General features: G+C 43.2%; 17 protein-coding genes. 8 read left to right on the top strand and 9 right to left on the bottom strand.

Annotation, left to right across the window (positions count from 1 at the left end; translation table 11 throughout):
• Positions 1 to 12: 12 nt before the first annotated feature.
• Together panD and LEP1GSC050_RS02085 are read right to left on the bottom strand one after the other, a co-directional pair.
• Complete coding sequence (gene panD / locus LEP1GSC050_RS02080) at positions 13 to 369, bottom strand: aspartate 1-decarboxylase (protein ID WP_010569412.1); 357 nt, start codon at positions 367 to 369, stop codon at positions 13 to 15.
• A gap of 14 nt (positions 370 to 383) precedes the next feature.
• Positions 384 to 917, bottom strand: coding sequence for a type II toxin-antitoxin system antitoxin SocA domain-containing protein (locus tag LEP1GSC050_RS02085; RefSeq protein WP_010569413.1), 534 nt, complete (start codon positions 915 to 917; stop codon positions 384 to 386).
• Between the two features lie 12 nt (positions 918 to 929).
• Between LEP1GSC050_RS02085 and lipB the strand changes: the two genes are divergently transcribed.
• The 6 genes from lipB to LEP1GSC050_RS02115 all read left to right on the top strand — a co-directional run bounded on the left by lipB (position 930) and on the right by LEP1GSC050_RS02115 (position 10,892).
• Positions 930 to 1,583, top strand: a complete 654-nt coding sequence (gene lipB, locus LEP1GSC050_RS02090; protein ID WP_010569414.1) for a lipoyl(octanoyl) transferase LipB — start codon at positions 930 to 932, stop codon at positions 1,581 to 1,583.
• A gap of 108 nt (positions 1,584 to 1,691) precedes the next feature.
• Positions 1,692 to 2,711 (top strand): LIC_12071 family protein, encoded by a 1,020-nt coding sequence (locus LEP1GSC050_RS02095; protein ID WP_010569415.1) that lies wholly within the window; start codon positions 1,692 to 1,694, stop codon positions 2,709 to 2,711.
• 6 nt (positions 2,712 to 2,717) lie between these two features.
• On the top strand, positions 2,718 to 3,539 hold the full coding sequence (locus LEP1GSC050_RS02100) for an STAS domain-containing protein (protein ID WP_010569416.1): 822 nt from the start codon (positions 2,718 to 2,720) through the stop codon (positions 3,537 to 3,539).
• Complete coding sequence (gene murJ, locus LEP1GSC050_RS02105) at positions 3,517 to 5,106, top strand: murein biosynthesis integral membrane protein MurJ (RefSeq protein ID WP_010569417.1); 1,590 nt, start codon at positions 3,517 to 3,519, stop codon at positions 5,104 to 5,106. Before LEP1GSC050_RS02100 ends, murJ begins: the two co-directional genes overlap by 23 nt.
• A 24-nt stretch (positions 5,107 to 5,130) precedes the next feature.
• Positions 5,131 to 5,355, top strand: coding sequence for a DUF167 domain-containing protein (locus LEP1GSC050_RS02110; RefSeq protein ID WP_010569418.1), 225 nt, complete (start codon positions 5,131 to 5,133; stop codon positions 5,353 to 5,355).
• Positions 5,356 to 5,360: 5 nt separating this feature from the next.
• Positions 5,361 to 10,892 (top strand): LA_1737 family protein, encoded by a 5,532-nt coding sequence (locus LEP1GSC050_RS02115; protein ID WP_020987019.1) that lies wholly within the window; start codon positions 5,361 to 5,363, stop codon positions 10,890 to 10,892.
• A gap of 74 nt (positions 10,893 to 10,966) precedes the next feature.
• On the opposite strand, the gene groL is transcribed toward LEP1GSC050_RS02115, so the two are convergent.
• Together groL and groES are read right to left on the bottom strand one after the other, a co-directional pair.
• Positions 10,967 to 12,604: a chaperonin GroEL gene (gene groL / locus LEP1GSC050_RS02120; RefSeq protein WP_010569420.1), complete on the bottom strand. Its 1,638-nt coding sequence runs from the start codon at positions 12,602 to 12,604 to the stop codon at positions 10,967 to 10,969.
• A gap of 19 nt (positions 12,605 to 12,623) precedes the next feature.
• Positions 12,624 to 12,911, bottom strand: coding sequence for a co-chaperone GroES (gene groES / locus LEP1GSC050_RS02125; RefSeq protein ID WP_010418648.1), 288 nt, complete (start codon positions 12,909 to 12,911; stop codon positions 12,624 to 12,626).
• Positions 12,912 to 13,802: 891 nt separating this feature from the next.
• Here groES and LEP1GSC050_RS02130 point away from each other — a divergent pair.
• Positions 13,803 to 14,138 carry a DUF962 domain-containing protein gene (locus LEP1GSC050_RS02130; protein ID WP_010569421.1) on the top strand — a complete coding sequence of 112 codons (336 nt, stop codon included), beginning with the start codon at positions 13,803 to 13,805 and terminating at the stop codon, positions 14,136 to 14,138.
• 316 nt (positions 14,139 to 14,454) lie between these two features.
• Here the strand turns inward: LEP1GSC050_RS02130 and LEP1GSC050_RS02135 are convergent, their stop codons facing one another.
• Both LEP1GSC050_RS02135 and LEP1GSC050_RS02140 read right to left on the bottom strand, forming a co-directional pair.
• Positions 14,455 to 14,868 (bottom strand): DUF5360 family protein, encoded by a 414-nt coding sequence (locus tag LEP1GSC050_RS02135; protein ID WP_010569422.1) that lies wholly within the window; start codon positions 14,866 to 14,868, stop codon positions 14,455 to 14,457.
• A gap of 3 nt (positions 14,869 to 14,871) precedes the next feature.
• The gene (locus tag LEP1GSC050_RS02140; RefSeq protein ID WP_010569423.1) at positions 14,872 to 16,149 is read right to left on the bottom strand and encodes an adenylate/guanylate cyclase domain-containing protein; all 1,278 of its coding nucleotides are present in this window, start codon (positions 16,147 to 16,149) and stop codon (positions 14,872 to 14,874) included.
• A 279-nt stretch (positions 16,150 to 16,428) separates the two neighbouring features.
• Here LEP1GSC050_RS02140 and LEP1GSC050_RS02145 point away from each other — a divergent pair, with 279 nt between their 5' ends.
• Positions 16,429 to 17,130, top strand: coding sequence for an oxidoreductase (locus tag LEP1GSC050_RS02145; protein WP_010569424.1), 702 nt, complete (start codon positions 16,429 to 16,431; stop codon positions 17,128 to 17,130).
• A 180-nt stretch (positions 17,131 to 17,310) separates the two neighbouring features.
• On the opposite strand, the gene LEP1GSC050_RS02150 is transcribed toward LEP1GSC050_RS02145, so the two are convergent.
• The 3 genes from LEP1GSC050_RS02150 to LEP1GSC050_RS02160 form a co-directional block, all read right to left on the bottom strand.
• Positions 17,311 to 19,053, bottom strand: a complete 1,743-nt coding sequence (locus tag LEP1GSC050_RS02150; RefSeq protein ID WP_010569425.1) for an acyl-CoA dehydrogenase family protein — start codon at positions 19,051 to 19,053, stop codon at positions 17,311 to 17,313.
• A gap of 466 nt (positions 19,054 to 19,519) precedes the next feature.
• Positions 19,520 to 20,341 carry a major surface lipoprotein LipL32 gene (gene lipL32 / locus LEP1GSC050_RS02155; protein WP_010569426.1) on the bottom strand — a complete coding sequence of 274 codons (822 nt, stop codon included), beginning with the start codon at positions 20,339 to 20,341 and terminating at the stop codon, positions 19,520 to 19,522.
• 291 nt (positions 20,342 to 20,632) lie between these two features.
• On the bottom strand, positions 20,633 to 21,031 hold the full coding sequence (locus tag LEP1GSC050_RS02160) for a ParB N-terminal domain-containing protein (protein WP_010569427.1): 399 nt from the start codon (positions 21,029 to 21,031) through the stop codon (positions 20,633 to 20,635).
• Positions 21,032 to 21,130 lie beyond the last annotated feature (99 nt).

Raw genomic sequence — 21,130 nt, forward strand, 5'->3', positions numbered from 1 at the left:
TAGAGGTCCAGGTCAGATCTTTTTGATATGATTTTTTTCGTCCACTAGGACGACTTTAGGCTGGTATCCCTTAGGAAGTTCTTTTTCCTCCAAGGAACCGTATGAGATGATAATTACCTTATCGCCTTTCATGCCGAGACGTGCGGCAGCCCCATTCAGGCAAATTTCTCCCGAACCGCGTTTGCCTTCGATCAGATATGTCTCGAATCTCGCCCCGTTATTTACGTTAACGACGGATACCTTTTCGTAGGGAAACATTCCGGCAGCATCCACCAAATCCATATCTACGGTTAGGCTCCCCTCGTAATTGAGGTCTGCGTCCGTAACCGTCGCGCGGTGTATTTTGCCTTTACAAACCGTTATAAGCATGTTTCCCGCCTTAGCTACTCGCTAAAAAGTACCTTAAATATTTTGCCGGAGATATTCAAAAGCGTTTTTCTCTTAAAGAAATGGATTTTAGTATTCATTGTATCTTTGTTAAATTTAATTTCCGAGAAAAGAGGAGTGATGACGTAATTTTCATAAAGATTCGGGTAAACTCGATTTTCGTCGTAAACCTTCCCTTTAAAATTCTCCAATACCTTCCTCAAAATCCGTTTTTCCTGGCGATTTAAGTCGATTTCCTCTTCATGAGCAGGGCCGACCCAAATCAGCAGATATCCGGCAATCCCCGTCTCGGTCAATTTTGGCAGTACATCTATTAGACGGTTTTCTTTCAAATGAAGCAACGCCTGATTCAATTCCATAGCGTAGGGAGAATCTTCTAAATGAATGTATTTCTGTCCTGTGATGATTTTGGCGTATTTTTGGAAGAAGACACCATCCGCTAAATAAATTAGTTTTGCCAACTCCTGGCGATTGCGTCCAGAGGGCGATCTTTGTAAGATAAAGGAGATGACTTCGAGTAGCTTTTCCATTGTAATGTTATAGTGGTACAGGCAATTTCCCTTAGGCGCCCGGTCCCCTATGAAAGATATATTCTCTTTCAGGAGAAGGCGAGGGCAAAAAGAAAGGAAAACATTCTATTTTTAGAACACCCTCCCACGATTACCGCCGGGATCAATTATAATATCGGTAACCTTCTTCAGAACCCGGAATTCCTATCTAAAAACGGCATCGCTCTCCATTATATCAAACGAGGAGGGGATTTTACCGCCCATGAACCGGGGCAAATCGTTACTTATTTTCATATCGATTTGAAAGGGCGGGGTCTTACGATTACTAATTTCTTAGATGCGGCGCTTTCTTCCGCCATGGAAGCAGTAAAAATAGTTTGGAATTTGGATCTAATTCGGCGGTCGGATTTACCTGGATTGTACCTTTCAACCGACCCTGAACGTAAAATTCTTTCGATCGGAGTTCTATTCAAGTCCTGGTTTACCAGCTACGGAATCGCACTCAATGTATCTAATGATTTTTCCGCATTTAGATGTATTCATCCTTGCGGTGGGGATTGGAGAAACATGGTTTCCATAGCTAAACTTGGTTTGGACTCGAGCTCAGAAAAACGAAGGCACTGGATTTCAGAATTTCAAAGAATAATTCAAGAAAAGCTCCTCAGGGAAAAAGCTATTTCCCTCTGATCGAATCAACTCTGCTTAACACTGGGGGATAAAGAATAGCGGAGGGTCGCTTTTTCTCCTTTAGAGAATCAGTCGTTACGACCGATTCTTAGGAAGAGAGGTTATCAGGTGCAGACTTTTAAACACGTTCTATTCTTTATTTTTGCTCTCATCGTTTGCGAAGGAATTGCGATCGGTGCCTCCGCCTGGTCCTTTTTGGAATCCTCTTTGGCTTCCTTCGATCAGCTGAAAATTTCGTCAGACCATCGCGCGAGGGATACGATCAGTTCCCTTTCTAAATCCACGGAAAGCAAATTGGAAGGCGAGAAATTAGCGGATTTGAATTTTACATTTGCGCGACTAGTCAAAGTGACTTCCGAAGATAAGGACGGATTTCGGATCAAAGATATTTCTGTCGTAAATGATACCGGAATCGTTCTGGCTTCCTCAAACGAAGACTATGTTGAAGATCCCATAAAGAAGAGAAAACCGGAAGTCAAATTTCTTTCTCCCACATTCACGATCGCACATCGGCTTAGGAAATGGCAGGTGGGAACTCCCGTATTACTAGGAAAACGAAATGTTTCTTCGGATGAGCCAGTATTGAAAACCGTGGCTCCTATCTTTCCGGAAATTCTTGAACCGGACGTTTTATTATCCATGGGAGTTTATCATCCCCAGAAATTGGAAAGAGTCGCTTCATTGTTTATGACTTATGAACGAGGAAATTTCGGGCAATTCGTACATACGCAAACGGATCTTTTTCTATGGATAGCTCAGAATAACGCATGGATTGCTTTGATCTGTGCCTTAGTAATCGGGTTGGTACATCTTCTTATTAAAAGCGCCGGTTCAGGGTTTGCGCAAGCAAACACTTCGGCGGTATCTAGTAGCGCACGAACTTCTTCCTCTCCTCCTCTTTGGGAAAAAGTCGATTTTGCTCAGACTGAAGGCCCGGTTCGATGGCAAGCCGGAAGTCAACCAGCCGCTTCTCAGCAATCTTCCCCTACAACTCCGGTTGCGGAGGTACAAAGACATGTTCCCGCAAAAACGGAAGTTCTGGAAAAACCGATGCCGATCCCGAGCGCCGAGATAGTCTCTCAACGTTTGGATAAGCCGGAGATTCTAGATGCGATTTATTTAGGATAGGCTTTCTTGGAACTCAAGACTTCTCGCTTTCATAAGATTTTACGGATCGTTCCGAAAGGAACTCTGGATTCACATTCTTCGCCCGACTTGATTCGTTTTTTAAAATCTCGTTGGGAAGAAGGCGATCGTCTTTTCTTAATGATTTGCGACTCTATTCAATATTTGGAAGAGGAGGGCATTTGGTCGTTATCCGAATTACATTCCTTTTTGCAAAAGAACGGCGGGAACATTGCGTTTGTCGGCTGGAATGAAGAATGCAAACTCGTACTCGGTCTTTTCGGCTTATCGACTTCCTTGCCGATTTTTTCCACTGAACGAGATGCGGAAGAATGGCTATCCTCTTTAAAAATCGAAGACCTACGTTCTAAGCATAATGCGTCCGAGGATTCCATAGCCTCATTGAGGCAAACGAAACCTCTGCAATTTTATTCCGCTCCTAGCGAATCCAATTTTGAAAAGAATGATGAATCGGTGCATATCCCCGAGATAAGAACGATTCCCGTTGCGGATGCGGGGAAAACCTCGGTCATCGAAGATTCTCCGACTCGTAACCGAGACTCTATTTCGAAAAAGGATGAGTTCGGCTCCGAACTGAAATTGGAGCAGTCTTTGGAAAAACTCAAAGGCTCGGCGTCCGATAAAATTTTGTATTGCGAGAGTTGTCATTCTCGTTTACGAATTCGACTTTCAGGGAGATACAAATGTCCTGCTTGCGGAATTGAGTTTGACGTGAACAGGTTGGGCGGAGTTCGCTACTTAGAACGACTTGTAGTCTCGCCGGAAGCTTCCGGTCCAGCAGGTAACCTTGTCCAAAGCAGCCACTCGTAGCTTCGCTCTTTCTTTTTATACCTTACTTTCCCGAATTCTAGGTTTATTCAGGGACCATTTTATGGCAGTGTCGTTCGGGACAGGCATGATTGCGTCCGCCTTTTCGGTCGCATATAGATTGCCTAATATGTTCCGAAATCTTTTAGCTGAAGGAACTCTTTCGCAATCCTTTATGCCTCTTTATTCCGAAGCCGGTAAAGAGGGAGAAGAGGCCGCACGAAGAATGAGCGGAGCGGTTCTGGTTTTCTTAGCCTTGATATTATTCGCATTCGTTCTCCTGGTATTTTCGCTTTCTCCGATAGCTATTCCCTTATTGGTGGGAGGCTCCAAAGAATATTCGACTCTTGTAATAGAATTGACCTATATATTATTTTTTTTGATCGTTACGGCCAGCTTATCGTCGATCTTTATGGCGATCTCGAACGTCAAGAATCGTTTTTTTGTGCCTTCTCTTTCCCCGATTATATTAAATTTAAGTTATCTAGTCGTCTTTCTTTGCATCTTTCCTTTTTTAGAGTTGGATCTCCTGACGAAGGTTCGGATACTCTGCTTTGCCATCATATTCGGCGGAGTCATCCAATTGTCCGTTCAAGTTTGGTACGTCTCTAAAAACGGCGAAGGCCCGATACTGTCTTGGAACTACAAACACCCCGCCATAAAAAAGATCTTTAAACTTATGCTGCCTGCGGCATTAGGAGGAGGTTTTTATCAGCTTGGTTTGTTGGTGGATATCTTTCTCGCTAACATGGTTCAAAACGCGAATCCGGGTTTAGGCGCAGTGGTTAGTTTAGACTACTCTCAAAGGCTGGTTCAACTTCCGACCGGAATTATCGGCGTGGCCTTGGCTACAACTACTTTGCCGGCGCTACTTTCCGCATTGAAAGAAGACAGACATTCGGAAGTACCGGGAGAAATGCTGGGGGTTTTAGGATTTGCGTCTTTTCTTACTGTACCAGCAGCGCTTGGAATGGGAATCCTAGCCGGGCCGATCTTGGATTCAATTTATTACGGAGGAAGATGGGATCATGTCGCGACGGAAACCGCCACGATGCCTCTCATTCTATATTCAGTAGCTGTCCCATTTTACAGCATGAATAAAGTACTGATTTCCTCCTTTTACGCGTTTCAGGACACTAAGACTCCGTTGAAAGTTCAGGCTTTGTCCTTGGGGCTGAATTTGCTCCTGAATCTTTCTTTGATTTACTATTTAAAGCATTCCGCGATTGCATTAGCTTCCGCAGTGACTTCGATCTCCACTTGGCTCTTCTTATCCAGAAGCCTTATGAAGCACGGAATCGTCTTCCCATGGGGGGGCTTTGTTCGTAAGACTCTGAGTCTTTTTCTCCCTCTGTTTTTAATGAGCGGTATTCTAATTTTGTACAGATATTTCTTGCATGATTCTCTATTGCTTTTCCTGCAATCGGAAGGTCTCGGATATGCAAACTCTTCAAGAATTTCCGTTTTGATTGCGGTTCTCTTCTCCGGCGGAATTTTTCTGGGAACAAGCCTGCTTTTGGGCATCGATGAGATAAGATTAATCGCTGGTAAATTTCGAAGAAAACGCTAGAGTTCGTTTCGGATTTTATCCCTCATGCGTATCGAAGTAAGGGTCAAACCGAATTCCAAAAAACCCTTTATCAAAAAAGGGGAAGATCTGACCTGGATCGTCGCCGTCCGGGAACCCGCAATCGAGGGTAGGGCCAACGACGCGGTTCTTGCAGCTATCGCCGAAGAATTCGGAGTTTCCCGACGATGCGTGCGATTAATTCACGGTGAGAAAGGTAAAAAGAAACTCATCGAAATCGTTGAAGACTAAGCTGTATGAAATTTTTTTTAAATTTTGCTCTTAAATTCTGTTTCATTCTTATTTCTTCCTATCTATTTTTCAATTCGATCCTGGAGGCGCAACCCAAGGATTTTTTCGACGAGTTGACTAGCGAGCGAAAACCGATTTACGGAAGTGAGAAGGAGGAAAAATATCCGGTTCGCGCGATCATCATGAAAGTGGAATCCTGGCAGGACCATTTTTCGTGGGACGCTTTCTTTGCCGTTAGCTATACCAATTATCCGCAGTTTAAAGAATATACGGTTTACCCGTTCTATTATTATCTCAAAGATAAGAATTCCGCGTCCTATCGATCTTGGTCCTTTCCCTTATACTTCAGTCAAAAAGTGGACCAGGGCCAAATTAAGGAGAGTTTTAACCTCTCTCTGCTCCATTATTACTCTTACGAACAAAACACGAATTATAAAAAGGAAACATACAGATTTCCTTCGTTTCTGCCTTTAGCTGGTGCGGAGAATCATGAGTTTGCGAATGGAGGGAGAAACTCCTTTCGATATATGCTTCCGCTTCTTTTCTTTAGAAATGCGACGGAGAGTTCGAGTTGGACTCACTTTCTGATTTTTCACACCGGGAAGGACCAAGATTCCGATTACGGAGCTTTGTTACCTTTATTATACTGGGGCTCGGGAAAATCGAAATCTCATTTAACTTTATTACCTCTATTTTCCTACGACTCCAGTAAGGACGGGACGGAAGGAATGTTTTTATCTCCGTTCTATTTACAAACTTGGTCGGAGAACTCCCTTCTCGGACAGCCGGAAAAGAAAGAAGTAACAGGAATTCCTTTATTATTATCGTTTAAAGTAACGGCCGCGCGAAACGGAGAAGTTGTCAGATCGAATTGGTTTACTCCTATTTTCTTTAGGGGTTACGCCAAAGAGTCGGGGACTCGAACGAATTTTCTATATCTGAGCGGCTGGAATACCGATCCAAACGATTCTCTAAACGGAGCCTATTTTTTCCCTTTTTTGTTTTACGAAAAAAATTCTTATTTTACCTTCTTTCCCGTTTATTTTTCGGGTGCGTCTCGCCAAGGATCGTATTGGAATTTTTTGGGAATCGCCGGAAAAGGGGAGTACGGTTCGGACAAATATTTATACGCGTTTCCTTTTTTTGTTACAACGGAATCGAATAACGAATCCTATTCCTTATTCGGTCCCGTGGAATTTTCCAAAAACGGATCTTCCTCCTCCTTCAGAATTTATCCGTTTTACTACTCGGGTAATTCTCCGGGGACCTCATATTGGAATGTTGCCGGCCTGTTCGGAAAAGGAGAAGACGCTTCGGATCGATACGCATATGCTTTTCCATTCTTCGTAAAGACTTCATCTCCGCAAACATCGTACAGTCTTTATGGACCTGTCGAATTTTCCTCGGTCGATCAGAATTCTTCGTTTAGAGTGTACCCTCTTTATTATTCAGGGGTTTCTTCCACGGGATCATATTGGAACTTCGCCGGTTTATTCGGAGCGGGAAAGGATGGCGTAAACGGTTACTCATACGCGTTTCCATTTTTTCTTCGGACAAACTCCGCGCAAAGTTCGTACGATCTTTACGGCCCTGTAGAAATGTCTAGTACGGGACCGAGTTCGACATTTAGAATCTATCCGCTATATTTTTCAGGATCTTCGCCTACAGGTTCCTACTGGAATTTTGCAGGATTAGCCGGAAAGGGAAAAGATGGGAGCGATACGTATTCTTATTTGTTCCCTTTCTTTCTAAATTCGGACTCTGGCACCGGGTCTTACGGTTTGTACGGCCCCGTCGAATTAGAAAGCAACGGTCTCGAAGCTTCCTTTCGGATTTACCCGCTTTTTTATTCGGGCAAATGGCAAATCGGTTCCTACTGGAATTTCGCCGGGATTGCCGGAAGCTGGAAGGAAGGGGACGTCTCTTACTCCTATCTTTTTCCGCTTTTTTTCAGAAATAGAGATGCAAAGGGTTCGTATTCATTATTCGGTCCATTGGAAATAAGAGATAGCGAGAGGGAATCTAGTTTGCGGGTTTACCCGATCTTCTTTTCCGGAAACTCCGAGTCTGGATCCTACTGGAATATTTTGGGTTTAGGCGGTAGAGGTTTTGACGGTTCCGGTAATCAAAGATACGGATATGCATTTCCTCTTTACTATCATAATAAAAACGTTTTTCGAGTTTTCATTCCTTTCTTCTTTAGATTCGGATACGAAGAAAACGATTACTCTTCGTTCGGCATTTTTCATTACGTAAAGCGATCGCCGGAGTTGGATCGAACCTGGGCCGTACTTTACTTTTCCAAGGAAGATCGTGTCGCAAAAGAAAGTTCCCAGTTTTTCTTACCCATTTACTATTTCTGGGATACTCCTAAGAGCAAGGCATCCATCTTTTTGCCTTTCTATTTGAAATACGAGGAAGAAGACAAGTCCCTCGATCTGAATATTGCGGGCTTTTCTTCCTCTAAATCTCTTAGTACATTGCAAGGATCCTCTTCGGCCTCGATCGGAATGACCGAGAAAGAATTGTATCTGGACACTGATTTTGCCTGGTTTTATAATTTGGTAAGAGTTTCGTATCGGGAATCCATTTCTAAAGATTCGATTTTGTGGTGGAAGCGAAAACAAGAAAATCCGCTCACCGAAAGCAAGAATGTTCCCGCCGATCCGCTGAACAACAAGAAACTCCCGGTAGCTCCAGGTTCGACTCAGAGTCCGGACGCGAGTGAAGACGGACTTAGAAAATACAAAACGCTTTCCCGCGATACATCCAAATCTTTTTTCGGATTCAGCACATTATTCGGGATTTTAAGTTATGAGAGAGGAGACGATCGAAGGCATTTCCGACTTTTACCTCTCGCTTGGTATTCTTGGTCGGAAGAGACCAAGGACAAGGTTACGATTTGGCTTTTACCGCCGATCTTCAAAAGTAAAATCGGGAACCAAGAATATAACGTCTATTTCCCGTTTTATGCTAGACAGGATGATGCCGCCGATTTTCAAGAAGCTTGGATGATTTTCGGGTTCCAAAGAGGTAAGAAAGGGGATACTAAGGATTACTCGGTGCTGTGGCCTTTTTTCCGAACCTACTATTCGCCGAATACTTGGGGGTTCCGGATATTTCCGCTGGTAGCCCACGATTCGTCTCCGAGTTCGGATAGAACCATAAGCATATTATATTATAGTAAAAAAGATATTTCTCCTCGGTCCGAAGTTTCAAGCTTTCATTCGATTCTTTTGCCTCTTTTTCATTCGAGAGAGACTAAGACGTCCTCCGCTTCGGGTAATCAGGAACGGGAAGGGTATCAACTTTTTGCCCCCTTCTATTATCGTAAGTACGATTCGATTGAAGGAGGGGCCGGGGGAAATTATTCTTCTAAGGTTCTGACTTTATTGTCTTACTACAGCTTATTCAGCGATATTTCAGGCGGTTCCGACACTAGTTTTCTATTTCCTCTTTATTATTATAATCGTTCCAAGGCGCCGGGCGAATCGAAGGATAAGATGACGAAAATCGATTTTCTGATTCCGTTAGGTCTCTACTATAGAAGGAACGAAGATTTGAGTCGATTTTTCTTCCTCGGCTATTATTCCTCCTCGGACCCTGGGTCTACATATACGAACGTGTTGGGACTATTCTCTTCTTCCTCCGTAAAAACCCAATTTGCGACATTCTCGAAAACCAATTTATTTCCGTTCTATTTTTCCGATACCGCCGAATCGAACGAATCTGTTAGATCCAATACGCTAATTCCACTTTTGCTCAGCTCGAGCAGCTATCTACAGAAAGACGGTTCTTCCTCGACTTTCGAATTACTGACTCCGATCTACTATCGATATAGAGAATCCGATTTGTCGAAAAAGGACGCAGTAAGGACGGATGTCGTATTTCCACTGGCCTTGTATTTTTATAAAGATTCGGTCGAAACGACTAGGTTCGTCTTAGGGTATTATTCTAGCAAAACTAAGGATAGATCCTATTGGACTCTGTTCGGATTAGTTTCGTCCGAAATATCTAGTTCCGTTACCGGGCGGAGGGAATCCACGTCGATTTTTCCGTTCTACTTTTCCGAGGTCGAGAGGGAGAAGGAGGCGATCGTTCGTAATAAGACCATGGTTCCAATTCTATTTAGATACGATTCAAAACCGGATTCGTATTCGTTGAATATTCTTTTGCTCGGAAATAGAACTAAATCGCCCTCGGAATCATCTTTTGCATTATATCCGTTTTATTCGGACAGCGAGTCGAATATTGCAGGAATAAAGAGCAGAACGATTTGGGGACTTCCGTTTTATTTTGAAAGAACCGAGCAAACTTCAGGATCATGGGATTCTCTTTCGGTGAGTCCGATCGGTATTTTTTCGACAACCGGAAAGGGCGGCGATGTAAGAGAGGAAATCGCTACGAGTTTCTTTTTGCTACCTTTTCCGACATTGTATACTTCCACTTCTGAAAAGGAGACCTCCGCATTTTGGCTGGGGTTCTATTATAACCGTTTCGCTTCCGCAGCAGACGCCGAATCCAAGGAATTCAGTTTTTTTAAATTAATCTCCTATAATAGTTATAAAAGTACGAACGAGAATTCGACCGGTGTTTCTATTTTTCCGTTAATCTCTTTCGCCGGACAGGAATCGATTAGCGAAAAAGGAAAAAGAGATTCTACGAAGAATTATATATTTCCTTTATTTTATTATAACCGGGAATCTAAGCCTGCAGGAAATTCCTTCCATTTCAATCTAGCGGTACTTTTCGATCTTGCCAGAGATCCCGAGTCGGGTCATTCCCGATTTATTTTCGGACCGATCTATTCGATCACCGGATCCAATTCGAATTCTTGGGGAATATTTCCCTTAGTAATTCGCAATCGTCGTGCGGATTCCAGCTTTTGGTTCGCTTTCGGATCCTATTCGTATGTCGATAAGGGAATGGATCGTTGGGGATTTGCCGGAATACTGGACGTGAATCGAGAATTGGCGCTTCAAAGAAGAAATGTAAACGTCTTTTTAGGATTGTTTCACGGAGAATATGATGCAAACCGAACACGTTGGGCGGTCCTAGGTAGATTAATTGCAGGTTATGAATCCGGCCAAGATTACTCCGATGCGAATTTCCTTTGGCTTCGTCTAAAACGTTCGGGAGAGGAAAGTATCGCTAATTTCCTTCCCGCGTACTATTATCATCGAGACGGGAACGAAGTTTCTACTTATGTTCCGCCGGTGCTCGGATATTTTTCTTCCGGCAAAAATGGTCGTTACGATATGGTAGGCTTGGGTCTGCTGTACTACAGGAGCGAATCGATCTCGACCGGAGAAGATGCGATGATCGTCGGTCCAGGTTTATATTATTACAGAGCCAGACCGGAGAGGGGATATCGTTCGATGGGAATTCTAGCGTTACCCGGTATTGGAGGGTTGCTTTGGGATTGGGAATACGAGTTGCAGACGGATTATAGCAAATATTCCATTCTACAAATCTTATATAGTAACACGACGAATGCGGGTAAGAACTATAGTAGAATTTTCGGGATTCGATTTTAGAAGCATTTAGAAAAAGAAAAGCCGGAGAATTTCTTCTCCGGCTTTTGGACGCTTCGAAAGAAACGGTCGGCTTATTACATCATGCCGCCCATTCCTCCCATACCGCCCATTCCACCCATCGGTGGCGCACCGCCGTCTTTTTCCGGTTTGTCGGTGATCGTAACTTCGGTAGTTAGGATCATGGAACCGATAGACGCAGCGTTTTGCAGAGCAAAGCGGACTACTTTCGCAGGGTCGACGACTCCGGCTTGGAGTAAATCTTCCCAAACCATGGTTAGAGCGTTGAAGCCTTCGTTTCCTTTCTTAGTCTTAGCTTGTTCGACGATGACCGATCCTTCCAAACCTGCGTTCGAAGTGATCATTCTAATCGGCTCTTCCAAAGCACGGAAGATGATTTTTGCCCCGGTTGCTTCGTCGCCTTCAAGTTTGAGTAAAGCTACCGCTTCTTGAGCTTTTAGAAGAGTCAAGCCGCCGCCTGGAACGATACCTTCTTCCACTGCTGCACGAGTAGCGGAAAGAGCGTCTTCGACGCGATGTTTTTTCTCTTTCATTTCGACTTCGGTAGCTGCACCCACGTGAATGACCGCAACTCCGCCTGCGAGTTTCGCAAGACGTTCTTGAAGTTTTTCGCGATCATACTCGGAAGTAGTATCTTCGATTTGTTTCTTGATTTGTCCTACGCGACCTTGGATGTCTTTAGAAGCGCCTTGTCCTTCGATAATGGTGGTATTTTCCTTATCGACGATGACTTTTTTAGCGCGTCCGAGTTGTTGAACGGTTGCGTTTTCCAGTTTCATTCCGAGATCTTCGGAAATCACTTGTCCGCCGGTAAGAATCGCGATATCTTCCAACATCGCTTTACGGCGATCACCGAATCCGGGCGCTTTAACCGCAACGCAGGAAATCGTTTTACGGAGAGTGTTCACTACTATCGTTGCGAGAGCTTCCCCTTCTACTTCTTCCGAAATGATTACAAGAGGGCGTCCTGCTTGAGCTACTTTTTCCAAAACCGGAAGAAGGTCTCTCATTGACGCGATCTTTTTATCATAAATAAGGATATATGGATCGTTCAGAGTCGCGATCATCGCTTCAGGATCGGTTACCATGTATGGAGAGATGTATCCGCGGTCGAATTGCATACCTTCGACTACGTCAAGAGTAGTTTCGATGGATTTTGCTTCTTCTACGGTAATGACTCCGTCTTTGCCGACTTTGTCCATTGCATCCGCGATTAGATTTCCGATTTCCTTGTCGTTGTTTGCGGAAATAGTAGCAACGTTCGCGATGTCTTTTTTATTTTCGATTTTTACGGAACGCTTTTTGATGCTTTCGACGGCAGCCGCTACGGCTTTGTCGATTCCATGCTTGAGAGCCATCGGGTTAGCGCCTGCGGTAACGTTCTTCAATCCTTCGTTGATGATTGATTGAGCAAGAATCGTCGCCGTGGTGGTTCCGTCTCCGGCAACGTCGTTGGTTTTGGTAGATACTTCCTTAACCATTTGAGCGCCCATATTCTCGATCGAATCTTCCAATTCGATTTCTTTAGCTACCGTAACGCCATCTTTAGTAATGGTGGGTGAGCCGAATTTTTTGTCGATGACTACGTTGCGGCCTTTCGGTCCGAGAGTCACTTTCACCGCATTCGCTAATTTGTTGACTCCTTCTAGGAGTTTGCGTCTCGCTGTTTCGTCGTATTCGATAACTTTAGCCATTTTAATTTCCTCCTACGGATTACTTCTTCACGACTGCAAGAATATCGCTTTCACGAATGATAAGGTATTCTTTGCCTTCGGATTTGATCTCGGTTCCGGAGTACTTTCCATAAAGAACTACGTCTCCGGATTTAACTTCGAGAGGTACGAGCTTGCCGTCTTCGTAACGGCCGCTTCCAACCTCGATTACTTTTCCTTCTTGGGGTTTTTCTTTCGCGGTGTCGGGAACAAAGATGCTACCGATTTTTTCTTCGGCTTCTTGTTTCGGTTCGACTAGCACGCGGTCGCCTAGTGGTTTAATTGCCATAGACTTTTCTCCTTTGAGATTTAAAATAATTCCTTAGCACTTTGATTAGTAGAGTGCTTGGCCTTCCTTTTAGGAAAAACTAGGATACGGGAAGGCGTCAAGCACTTTCGGATAGAGAGTGCTAATTTTAGTCTTAAAAAGACCGTAAAGACCTAAATTCCCCATTCTGGTTGCTTTCATGCGATGATTAATATCAGGATTTTTGTGCCGGATTGAAAGGGTCCGTCCCTTAAATTTCCGGTTTATATGTCTCTTTTTGAGCCTTAAGCCACTATTTTTTTTAATTTAAATCCAGGAAAGAAATCGGGAACAAGCCTTATTTTTTCAAAAAAAATCGAATCAGCATAAAAGATGCAAATCAAGGACCGATTTTAAGGACACTAATGATTCTCAATTAAAGACCGCCAGCTTGGGATCCAAGAACTGGATCCGCGTTCTTGCAGAGAAATTCCGTTACTAACCCTATAAGGGGTTAAAACTCTAAACATTGCAAAGGGAGGTAAGAACGGTGGGCTTTATTATTCTGTCAGGACGTAAATTTTTATTGGAATGAACTTGTTTCTCGGAGAGACTCCGTTAGTTTTTTAGATCTTATTTCGATTTGAATAATCGCATACTATAACAAGATGCGAGTCTTATGCAAGAATCCGAGAGCTTTGCTGCCTTTGATCGAACGGGAAGGCGAACGAACAGTATCAAGAAAGGTTCGGTGTAAGGCCTAGGATTCCACCCAGAAGTAGTTGAATCTGAAATCTTACTGGAATATATGATCCTTTAGATCCGATCTCCGTAATTCACTTTTTATAACAAATGATTTATATTGTGAATTCGAGATCGATTTAAGGTTGCGAATAGATCGAAATAAGAGTATCATACAAATTGGAGTATTTCATGTCTCAAGAAACTAATTATACAACACTCGGAGAATTTTGGCCGTTCTATTTGAGAGAACATTCCAATAAATTGAATCGTATCTTGCACTTTATCGGTACCTCGATCGCATTGGGATGGATAATATCCGCGGTTGCTTTTTTAAATCCTTGGTATTTGCTCGGAGCGTTATTTAGCGGTTATTTATTTGCTTGGATCGGACATTTCTTTGTAGAGAAGAACCGTCCGGCGACGTTTACGTATCCTATAAAATCTTTTTTAAGTGATTGGCGTATGTTCTTCTACACCATTACCGGCCAATTGGGGAAAGAATTACAAAAGGCCGGAGTGAAGTAGGTACCATCGAAAGTTTCATCTTTCGAAATCTGCGAAGCCTTTCACTCCCAGCGCCGCCTATAGTTTCGGCGGCGCCTTTGTTTCTATTAAATGAACGCCATTCATAATTTTTTTCCGCTTTCTTTGCTAAAAGTCCATGCTTCGAATTTGTAGGAACTCCTACACAAATTTGCCGAATAAATGAATTGTAAAACCGTTGATTTTGTGAAATACGGTCTTTCTCGCGGGTACCACCGCACCGGCCCCCGCCCAGGAAGGGTGGGGATTTTCCAGTACCGAACGAACTAAAGCGACTTCCGGGATTCCGGCAGCAAGATCAATTTTTTAATAAAAATCGAACATAGAACAAAGGATAAAAAATTAAATATATATTGGGCGCCCACCATAAAAGTGAAACGTCTCCGCGGATGATCCAAAACGAAATAGCTTGAATACCGGACGCAATCGTGAATCCTAAGGACAGGATCGCAAGATTTTTCCAAACTGAATTTCGCTTATTAAATAAATATAAACTTGCTAATCCGGTAAACGAGATGAAAAGATCCAACGGCAAGAAGGACCAATTCCATGCATTTAAAATCGGGTCGCTATAATCTTTGAATAAAAATTCATCCGGGATGATTTTTATGGAGGTGATTCCCCAATATAAAATAAATCCTATATCCGTTATGAGGAAGAACTCGCTAAGTCCTTTCGGCTTTCTGAACTGAATTTCCTCTGCGGCCGGCATCTATCATATTCCTACCGCAATAACGGTGACCAATTTTTCTCTTCCTTTCACTTGAATCGGTGGAAGTGTTTCTCCGTTAAAATTCGCGCCCGCAAGTTTCCAGGTTTCTTCGGATACTAGGAATTCTTTCCCGAAATTCTTGGTTAAAGATTCGATTCGAGAGGCAGTATTTACTGCGTCTCCGATAACGGTAAATTCGGCTCTTTGGCTTGTTTCTATATTTCCTGAAAATACTTCCCCCGTATGAATTCCGATACCGATGCTTACCGGCGGATATCCGTTTGCCATTCGCTTAGCATTAAAATCACCCAAGCGTTCTAACATTCGTTTCCCACAGCTGAGAGCCTTGATTGCGTCTGCAGCCGGATCGTCGGACGGGTACGGGGTTCCGAACGTCGCCATAACGGCGTCTCCTATATATTTGTCCAGCGTGCCTCCGAATTCAAAAACGCATTCCGTCAATGTTTCACGGATCGATGAAAGAAATTTACCGAGCTCGATAGGATCCATGTTTTCCGAAAGAGCAGTAAAGTTCCGAATATCGGTAAATAGAATAGTTGCGGTCTGCCTCCTGCCGGTGAGTACGTCCGGATTAGCCATCATCTCGGTAACCATCCCGGGCGAAAAATAGCGGGAAAGTAAACTTCTCTGAGCTTCTGCCTCTCCGATTCTTCGAATCATAATCAGAGTTCTTAATATTCCGAAACAAAAGAAAAAAGCTAGGATTAAATAGACTAAAGGGCGGCCTGTGAATGCATCAGCCAGTAGAAGATTCGGTCCCATCACGTAATCTTTCCAGTCGACAGCGTAGGTGATTTTGCCCAAATACGCTGCATATGCGAAAAAGCCGAAATAGAACGTATAATAGAGCATTACACTAAGAAGGACTAAGCGTAAACGAAATTGTACGAGTGAAAATGCTAGGGGGAAAAAGAAGAAGCTTTGAATGGGATTTTTTAAAGCGAAACCTAGATTGTCCGGACTCGCTAAGAATGTGTATGAAATCAATACGCCGGAAATAATCACAAAATCCGACACGAGAGCAATGTACGAATAAACGGAAATTGCCCAGCGAGGGCAGGTCCGAATGATGACACTATGTCCAACGGTTATGACGGTGAATAAGCTGATGCCGATACCGTTAATCCATGCGTTTCCAGTATGCAAATTTGCCAAAAGTTGAAAGGCAAAAAATACGAGTAAGATATATCTAAACGCGTTGGATACGTAAGCTCCGATTTTTTCTTCATTCTCGACCACCTTTCTCCAGGATTCATCCATCTTACTTCGGTCTGTCGTTTCTATAATTTTGCAGAGGAATTTAGGTAGATAAGCTGGATATGGCATGATCGGAGCATAAGAGGGTCGACAGATGTATCAATTCTTTATCGGGTTTCAGTGGGAAAGAATTTGAAGAAAGATATTACTAACTTCGTTTTTGGGAGAAGAAAAAAAGACACTTGAGAGATTTTATCGGGTCTAAGCGGTTTTCAAAATGATAGAAATGTCTGGACGATAAAGACTCGGACATAGCATCTTCTACAAACATCGGAGTGGAATATGAAACATCGTATCGCGATCGTTGCCGGTGGAACCGGCTTAGTCGGAAGTCAATTGGTACGAGAACTTTTGCTTGATGCAGATTGGGACAAGGTTTATATGATCGTTCGTAAACCCTTATCTTGGTCGCATCCGAAGTTAGAACCGATACTTGTGGATTGGGATCATTTTCAAGATATTCCGAAAGGCGTTACCGATGCATTCTCCGCATTAGGGACAACGATTAAACAAGCTGGAACTCGAGAGAATTTTCGGAAGGTTGACTTTGAGTATGCGATTTCCTTTGCCAAGGCGGCTAAATCTAACGGGGTGAGGGGATTTTCCCTGGTTAGCTCCTTAGGCGCCGATTCGGAATCAATCGTATTTTATAATAAAGTAAAAGGCGAGGTGGAGCGGGAAATCTCCAAATTAGGATTCGAATATCTAGGTATTTTCCGACCTTCTCTATTGGAGGGGGATCGAAAGGAATTTAGAATAGGCGAAAAAATCGGGGCAATACTCGCAATATTCTTAAATCCGATTTTAATCGGACCTTTGAGGAAATATAGGTCAATAGAAGGATCGGTAGTCGCTAAAGCGATGTTAAACGCTGCCTGGGCGGATTTAAAAGGTAATATCATAATCGATTCCGATAAAATTCAAGAATTAGGTTCCTCGAACGTTCGGGCTAAAATATCGGAAGTTTTGAAAAAAGAAGTTTAGATTAAACGCAGGAATCGATAGTTAGATTCCCTTCCATCGTTTAAGATCATTTTTCAAAATGTATATTCGAGGTTTCATATCGAATGCAGCTCGATAAATTCCTACGTTTTCCATAGGACATATCGAGCTATAGAAAACGAATCTCTATAAATAGAGAAGAGCCGACTGAAGTACGGATACTTATCGTTTTTTATTTTGAATCCGAATCCGGTTGCTTTCCAAGATTGCTATGCTATCTAAATTGTAACCGTTTGCTAAAGCGAGGCGAGTTTCCTTTCGTTTTCCGGAAAGTTTATTCGCTCCTCTTTCAAGCAGGAGTCCGTTAACGGTTCTGGCGGCGGACTCGACCAACTCGAATGCAACTTCGTCTTTATCTTCTCCGCTTTCGAGGGAAGTATATAAACCGTAATTGGTTTCTAATTTCTCTTTTACTTTGGAAAGCAGCGCGCTACTAGGGAAGTTTGCGATTTCCTCGTCCAAATACTGCCTTAAATGTCCTTTTGGGCTTAAGCCTGAAACAACTCCGCCGATCGCTGCGACTATTTGTAATTGCGTTGTCCCCTCGTAAATATTGGTGATTCGCACATCCCGTACGATTCTAGAAATGTCGTAATCATAGGTATAGCCGGCACCTCCATGTATTTGCAATCCATCGTATGCGATTTTGTTGGCTTGTTCCGTGATGTAGTATTTCGAGAGGGGAGTGAAGAGGTTTGCCAGCTTTTCCCATTTACGAATAGTTTCGTCTTTCTTAATTTCTCTTTCATCCATTCCGGTTTCTTTGAGATGTTCGGATTTCCAATGATAAAGATCTATTGATCGGGAAGCTTCTTGCAGGATGGCTCGCATTGCGACGATTTCCCTATCCATCGATTCCAACATTTTTCTGACGGCAGGAATATCCTGAATTTTCTTTCCGAATTGCTCGCGCTCTTCGGCGTATTTTTTCGCTTCGTAGTAAGCCGCAGTTCCGATTCCTAGGGCTTGAGCCGCGATGGAAAGTCTTGCCCCGTTCATCATTGCCATCGAATATCGTACTAAACCGTAGCCTTCCTCTCCGATAAGAACTCCCGGCGAGTTCTCATAGACTACTTCGCAGGTCGGAGAACAATGAAGCCCCATCTTCTTTTCTATCCCGGCGATCTGAACATCGCTGCTTTTTACTAGAAAAAAAGAAAGTCCTCTCGCTCCGCTCGTCGGACTACCGGTTCTTGCAAGAGTTAGAATTACCGAAGGAATATTACCGAAACCGCAACCATGAGTGATAAATCTTTTCGCTCCTGTGATTCTCCATGTTCCGGAAGGGTCTTTGATTGCCTTGGTTTGCAGATTGGGAAGATCGGAACCGTAGTTAGGTTCGGTTAAAGCCATCGCACCGCAAAGGTCTCCGGCTGCCATCTTAGGAACATATTCCCGGACCAATTCCTCCGATCCGAAGCGCTCAATCGTCTCCGCTAAATTCATGCAACCGATTGCGATTGCGAATGCACCGTCCGCTCGGGCAAAAATTTCCATAAGCATCGCTTGGATGGTGGCTGGAATTCCTAATCCTCCGAACTTTCGTCCGATTGAATACGGTAAAATACCGGCCTCCTTCACTTTTGCGAGGCATTCCATCATGGTCTGCGGGAAGATAACTTTACCATTGGAATACTTTAAACCTTCTGCATCCATTTCCTTTGCTTTTGGTGCTATTTCAAGACCGGCAATTTCACCCGCGGACTCTAATATGGATTTATAATATTCCACGGCCTCTTCGACGGAACTTGGTGCCATCGCCAATTCCTCTTTACCTGAGCGCTCGAATTCTTTTTGGTCTTTAAATCCCTGTTCGAATGAGTCTACTATTTCATTCCAATCAATTACTGACTGGACTTGTTGCGATAAATCCTCGTTCTCAATAAAGTAATTATTTTCGATCATTTGAACACTCCCGGTTTGCCTGGAATTGAACGTACGTTTATTCACGTAACGTTTCTGTAAAACTTGGTTATACTACCTTAAATTTAGGAAAAGGTAAATTCATAGATTCTCTTTTTTTATTCGAGTGTCTGAAAGAAAAGAACGGTGTTCGCTAAAAAAGTAATGGACTAAGGTTGTGTGGGAACTCCCACTGAATCTTCAGAAGAAAAAGTGTTGGCGGAAGCGCGGCTTTCTGATATGGAGTCGAAACTATCGAGGCTAGCGGGTACCACCACACCGGCCCCCGCCCAGGAAGGGTGGGGATACCAAATTTTACACCAAAACAAACAATCTGTGCCGGGTCTATCGCAATAGCTTAATAGAATCTTCCCAATTCCAATTAATGAATTTCGAAAAGGCTGCGAGCATAAAAAAGCCGCCTTTCGGCGGCCTTCCGGGTATTTCCCGATTTATATAATAAGTAAGCTTATTTTTTAGCACCAGAAAGAGCTTTCTTAAGAGCTTCTTCTGCGGCAATAGCTTGCTTTTCTAATTCAACAGGATTGGAGTGAACAATCGGAGAAAGTCCTGGAGTTCCTGGAACACCTAAAACACCGACCGTAGCAACGAACGATCCTTTCACTTCACCTGGTTTGTAGGTGGTGAAAGCGATTCTATATAAACCGCGAACTAAAAGTTTTTTAGTGTCGATGTTTTTCAACTCGTCCAAGCTTTTTGGAATATTCGGAATGGTGATCCGAGTTAGAGAGTTGTATTTTGCGTGACGCTCTTCATGGTAAGTGTCATCGCCGTCATCATCATCTTTCAGTTTTTGAACAGCTGGTTTTTTAGAAGCGGCCTCGATTTGGTCTGGCATAATTGCTGCCATACGCTCAACACGGACCCAAGTATCGAACCAGTTCGGCATACTTTTTTCTTCTGGAGTTGCAGCTTTGAAGCTATCACTCACGATGTCTGAAGAACTTGGCTCTCCGATTTCACCGGTAGGAGAAATCATACGAACACCGATTTCAGCAACTGCAGCAGGAACCCAAACATATAGATAATATGCTTTTTTATTTCCGTCTACAATTCCGTCACTTTTTTGACCAGGCTTAATGAATCCCCAGTAGTTAACAGTTTCAGAATAACCTAACATCGGTTTTGGAGCGGCAACACCCGGAACTGACGGAGCGCTAAGTCCGGTGTCTGGGAGTGGGATGGAGCTTTTAAGGGATGGTAATCCGCCATGGCAAGCAGTAAAGCTCGCAAGAATTGCAGAAACCATAAGAATCAAAGACTTTTTCATTCGGGAGACTCTCCTTGGTATGGATTGCTCACACTAAGGAACCGTTTTGTTTTTGTAAATCGAATTAATAATTTTTTGTTTCTAAGGTTTTTGGCAGCGCAAAAAGATGGAATTTGATTGCCGATTTTTGAACAATAAAAAATTGAATGATCGACGTTAATAGGCGTGAGTCTTTTACGTATAGTTAGGTGAAATTGAATTACAGGAGGATGAACGTTGAAGTGCTGAAATGAGAAAAGGTTTCGGAACAAGAACTTCCGAAACTCGTGCTTGATAAGGCTAACAGAAATATTATTTTCTGGAAATCCAATCCACGAACCAGTCCCAAAGATCCAATATCCAAGCCCAAAGCCTTCCTAAAAAGCTTGTGTAAGAATAGCGTTGCAAGAGTTTTCGAACTCTATCTTGCTCTTCGGAGGAGAATGGTAGGCGGACATTATTTTCTTCCGCCTCGATCAGGATTCGTTCTTTTTTGCTCCGAACGTCGACGATTCTCACGTCCACATATTCCCAGCCCAAAGACTTTACACACTCAAGTCGTCTTTCGCCGGAAACCAGTTTATTGTCTAAATCGATAATGATCGGATGTAAAAGACCGAGAGTTTGAATAGAAGTACGAAGACTTTGGAGGTCGCCTAAATCCTTTCGAATTCGATTTTTGACCTTGATATCGGATACCCGAATTTTCATCTCAGAAAAGGTTTTTCTTCCATGGAAAATCCTACAAATCAATTTCCGAACGATTGCTTTAAATTTGCCTGATAGGGGGAAAGACCGGAAACTTCCGGA

The organism is Leptospira broomii serovar Hurstbridge str. 5399 (assembly GCF_000243715.2).
GTDB lineage: Bacteria > Spirochaetota > Leptospiria > Leptospirales > Leptospiraceae > Leptospira_B > Leptospira_B broomii.

What these genes read in the sequence shown, in the direction of transcription:
- LEP1GSC050_RS02110 (WP_010569418.1), top strand. Translation starts at nt 5,131, where the DNA reads ATGCGTATCGAAGTAAGGGTCAAACCGAATTCCAAAAAACCCTTTATC.
- LEP1GSC050_RS02145 (WP_010569424.1), top strand. Translation starts at nt 16,429, where the DNA reads ATGAAACATCGTATCGCGATCGTTGCCGGTGGAACCGGCTTAGTCGGA.
- LEP1GSC050_RS02130 (WP_010569421.1), top strand. Translation starts at nt 13,803, where the DNA reads ATGTCTCAAGAAACTAATTATACAACACTCGGAGAATTTTGGCCGTTC.
- LEP1GSC050_RS02140 (WP_010569423.1), bottom strand. Translation starts at nt 16,149, where the DNA reads ATGGATGAATCCTGGAGAAAGGTGGTCGAGAATGAAGAAAAAATCGGA.
- LEP1GSC050_RS02085 (WP_010569413.1), bottom strand. Translation starts at nt 917, where the DNA reads ATGGAAAAGCTACTCGAAGTCATCTCCTTTATCTTACAAAGATCGCCC.
- LEP1GSC050_RS02150 (WP_010569425.1), bottom strand. Translation starts at nt 19,053, where the DNA reads ATGATCGAAAATAATTACTTTATTGAGAACGAGGATTTATCGCAACAA.
- LEP1GSC050_RS02115 (WP_020987019.1), top strand. Translation starts at nt 5,361, where the DNA reads ATGAAATTTTTTTTAAATTTTGCTCTTAAATTCTGTTTCATTCTTATT.
- lipL32 (WP_010569426.1), bottom strand. Translation starts at nt 20,341, where the DNA reads ATGAAAAAGTCTTTGATTCTTATGGTTTCTGCAATTCTTGCGAGCTTT.
- groES (WP_010418648.1), bottom strand. Translation starts at nt 12,911, where the DNA reads ATGGCAATTAAACCACTAGGCGACCGCGTGCTAGTCGAACCGAAACAA.
- panD (WP_010569412.1), bottom strand. Translation starts at nt 369, where the DNA reads ATGCTTATAACGGTTTGTAAAGGCAAAATACACCGCGCGACGGTTACG.
- LEP1GSC050_RS02160 (WP_010569427.1), bottom strand. Translation starts at nt 21,031, where the DNA reads ATGAAAATTCGGGTATCCGATATCAAGGTCAAAAATCGAATTCGAAAG.
- LEP1GSC050_RS02135 (WP_010569422.1), bottom strand. Translation starts at nt 14,868, where the DNA reads ATGCCGGCCGCAGAGGAAATTCAGTTCAGAAAGCCGAAAGGACTTAGC.
- groL (WP_010569420.1), bottom strand. Translation starts at nt 12,604, where the DNA reads ATGGCTAAAGTTATCGAATACGACGAAACAGCGAGACGCAAACTCCTA.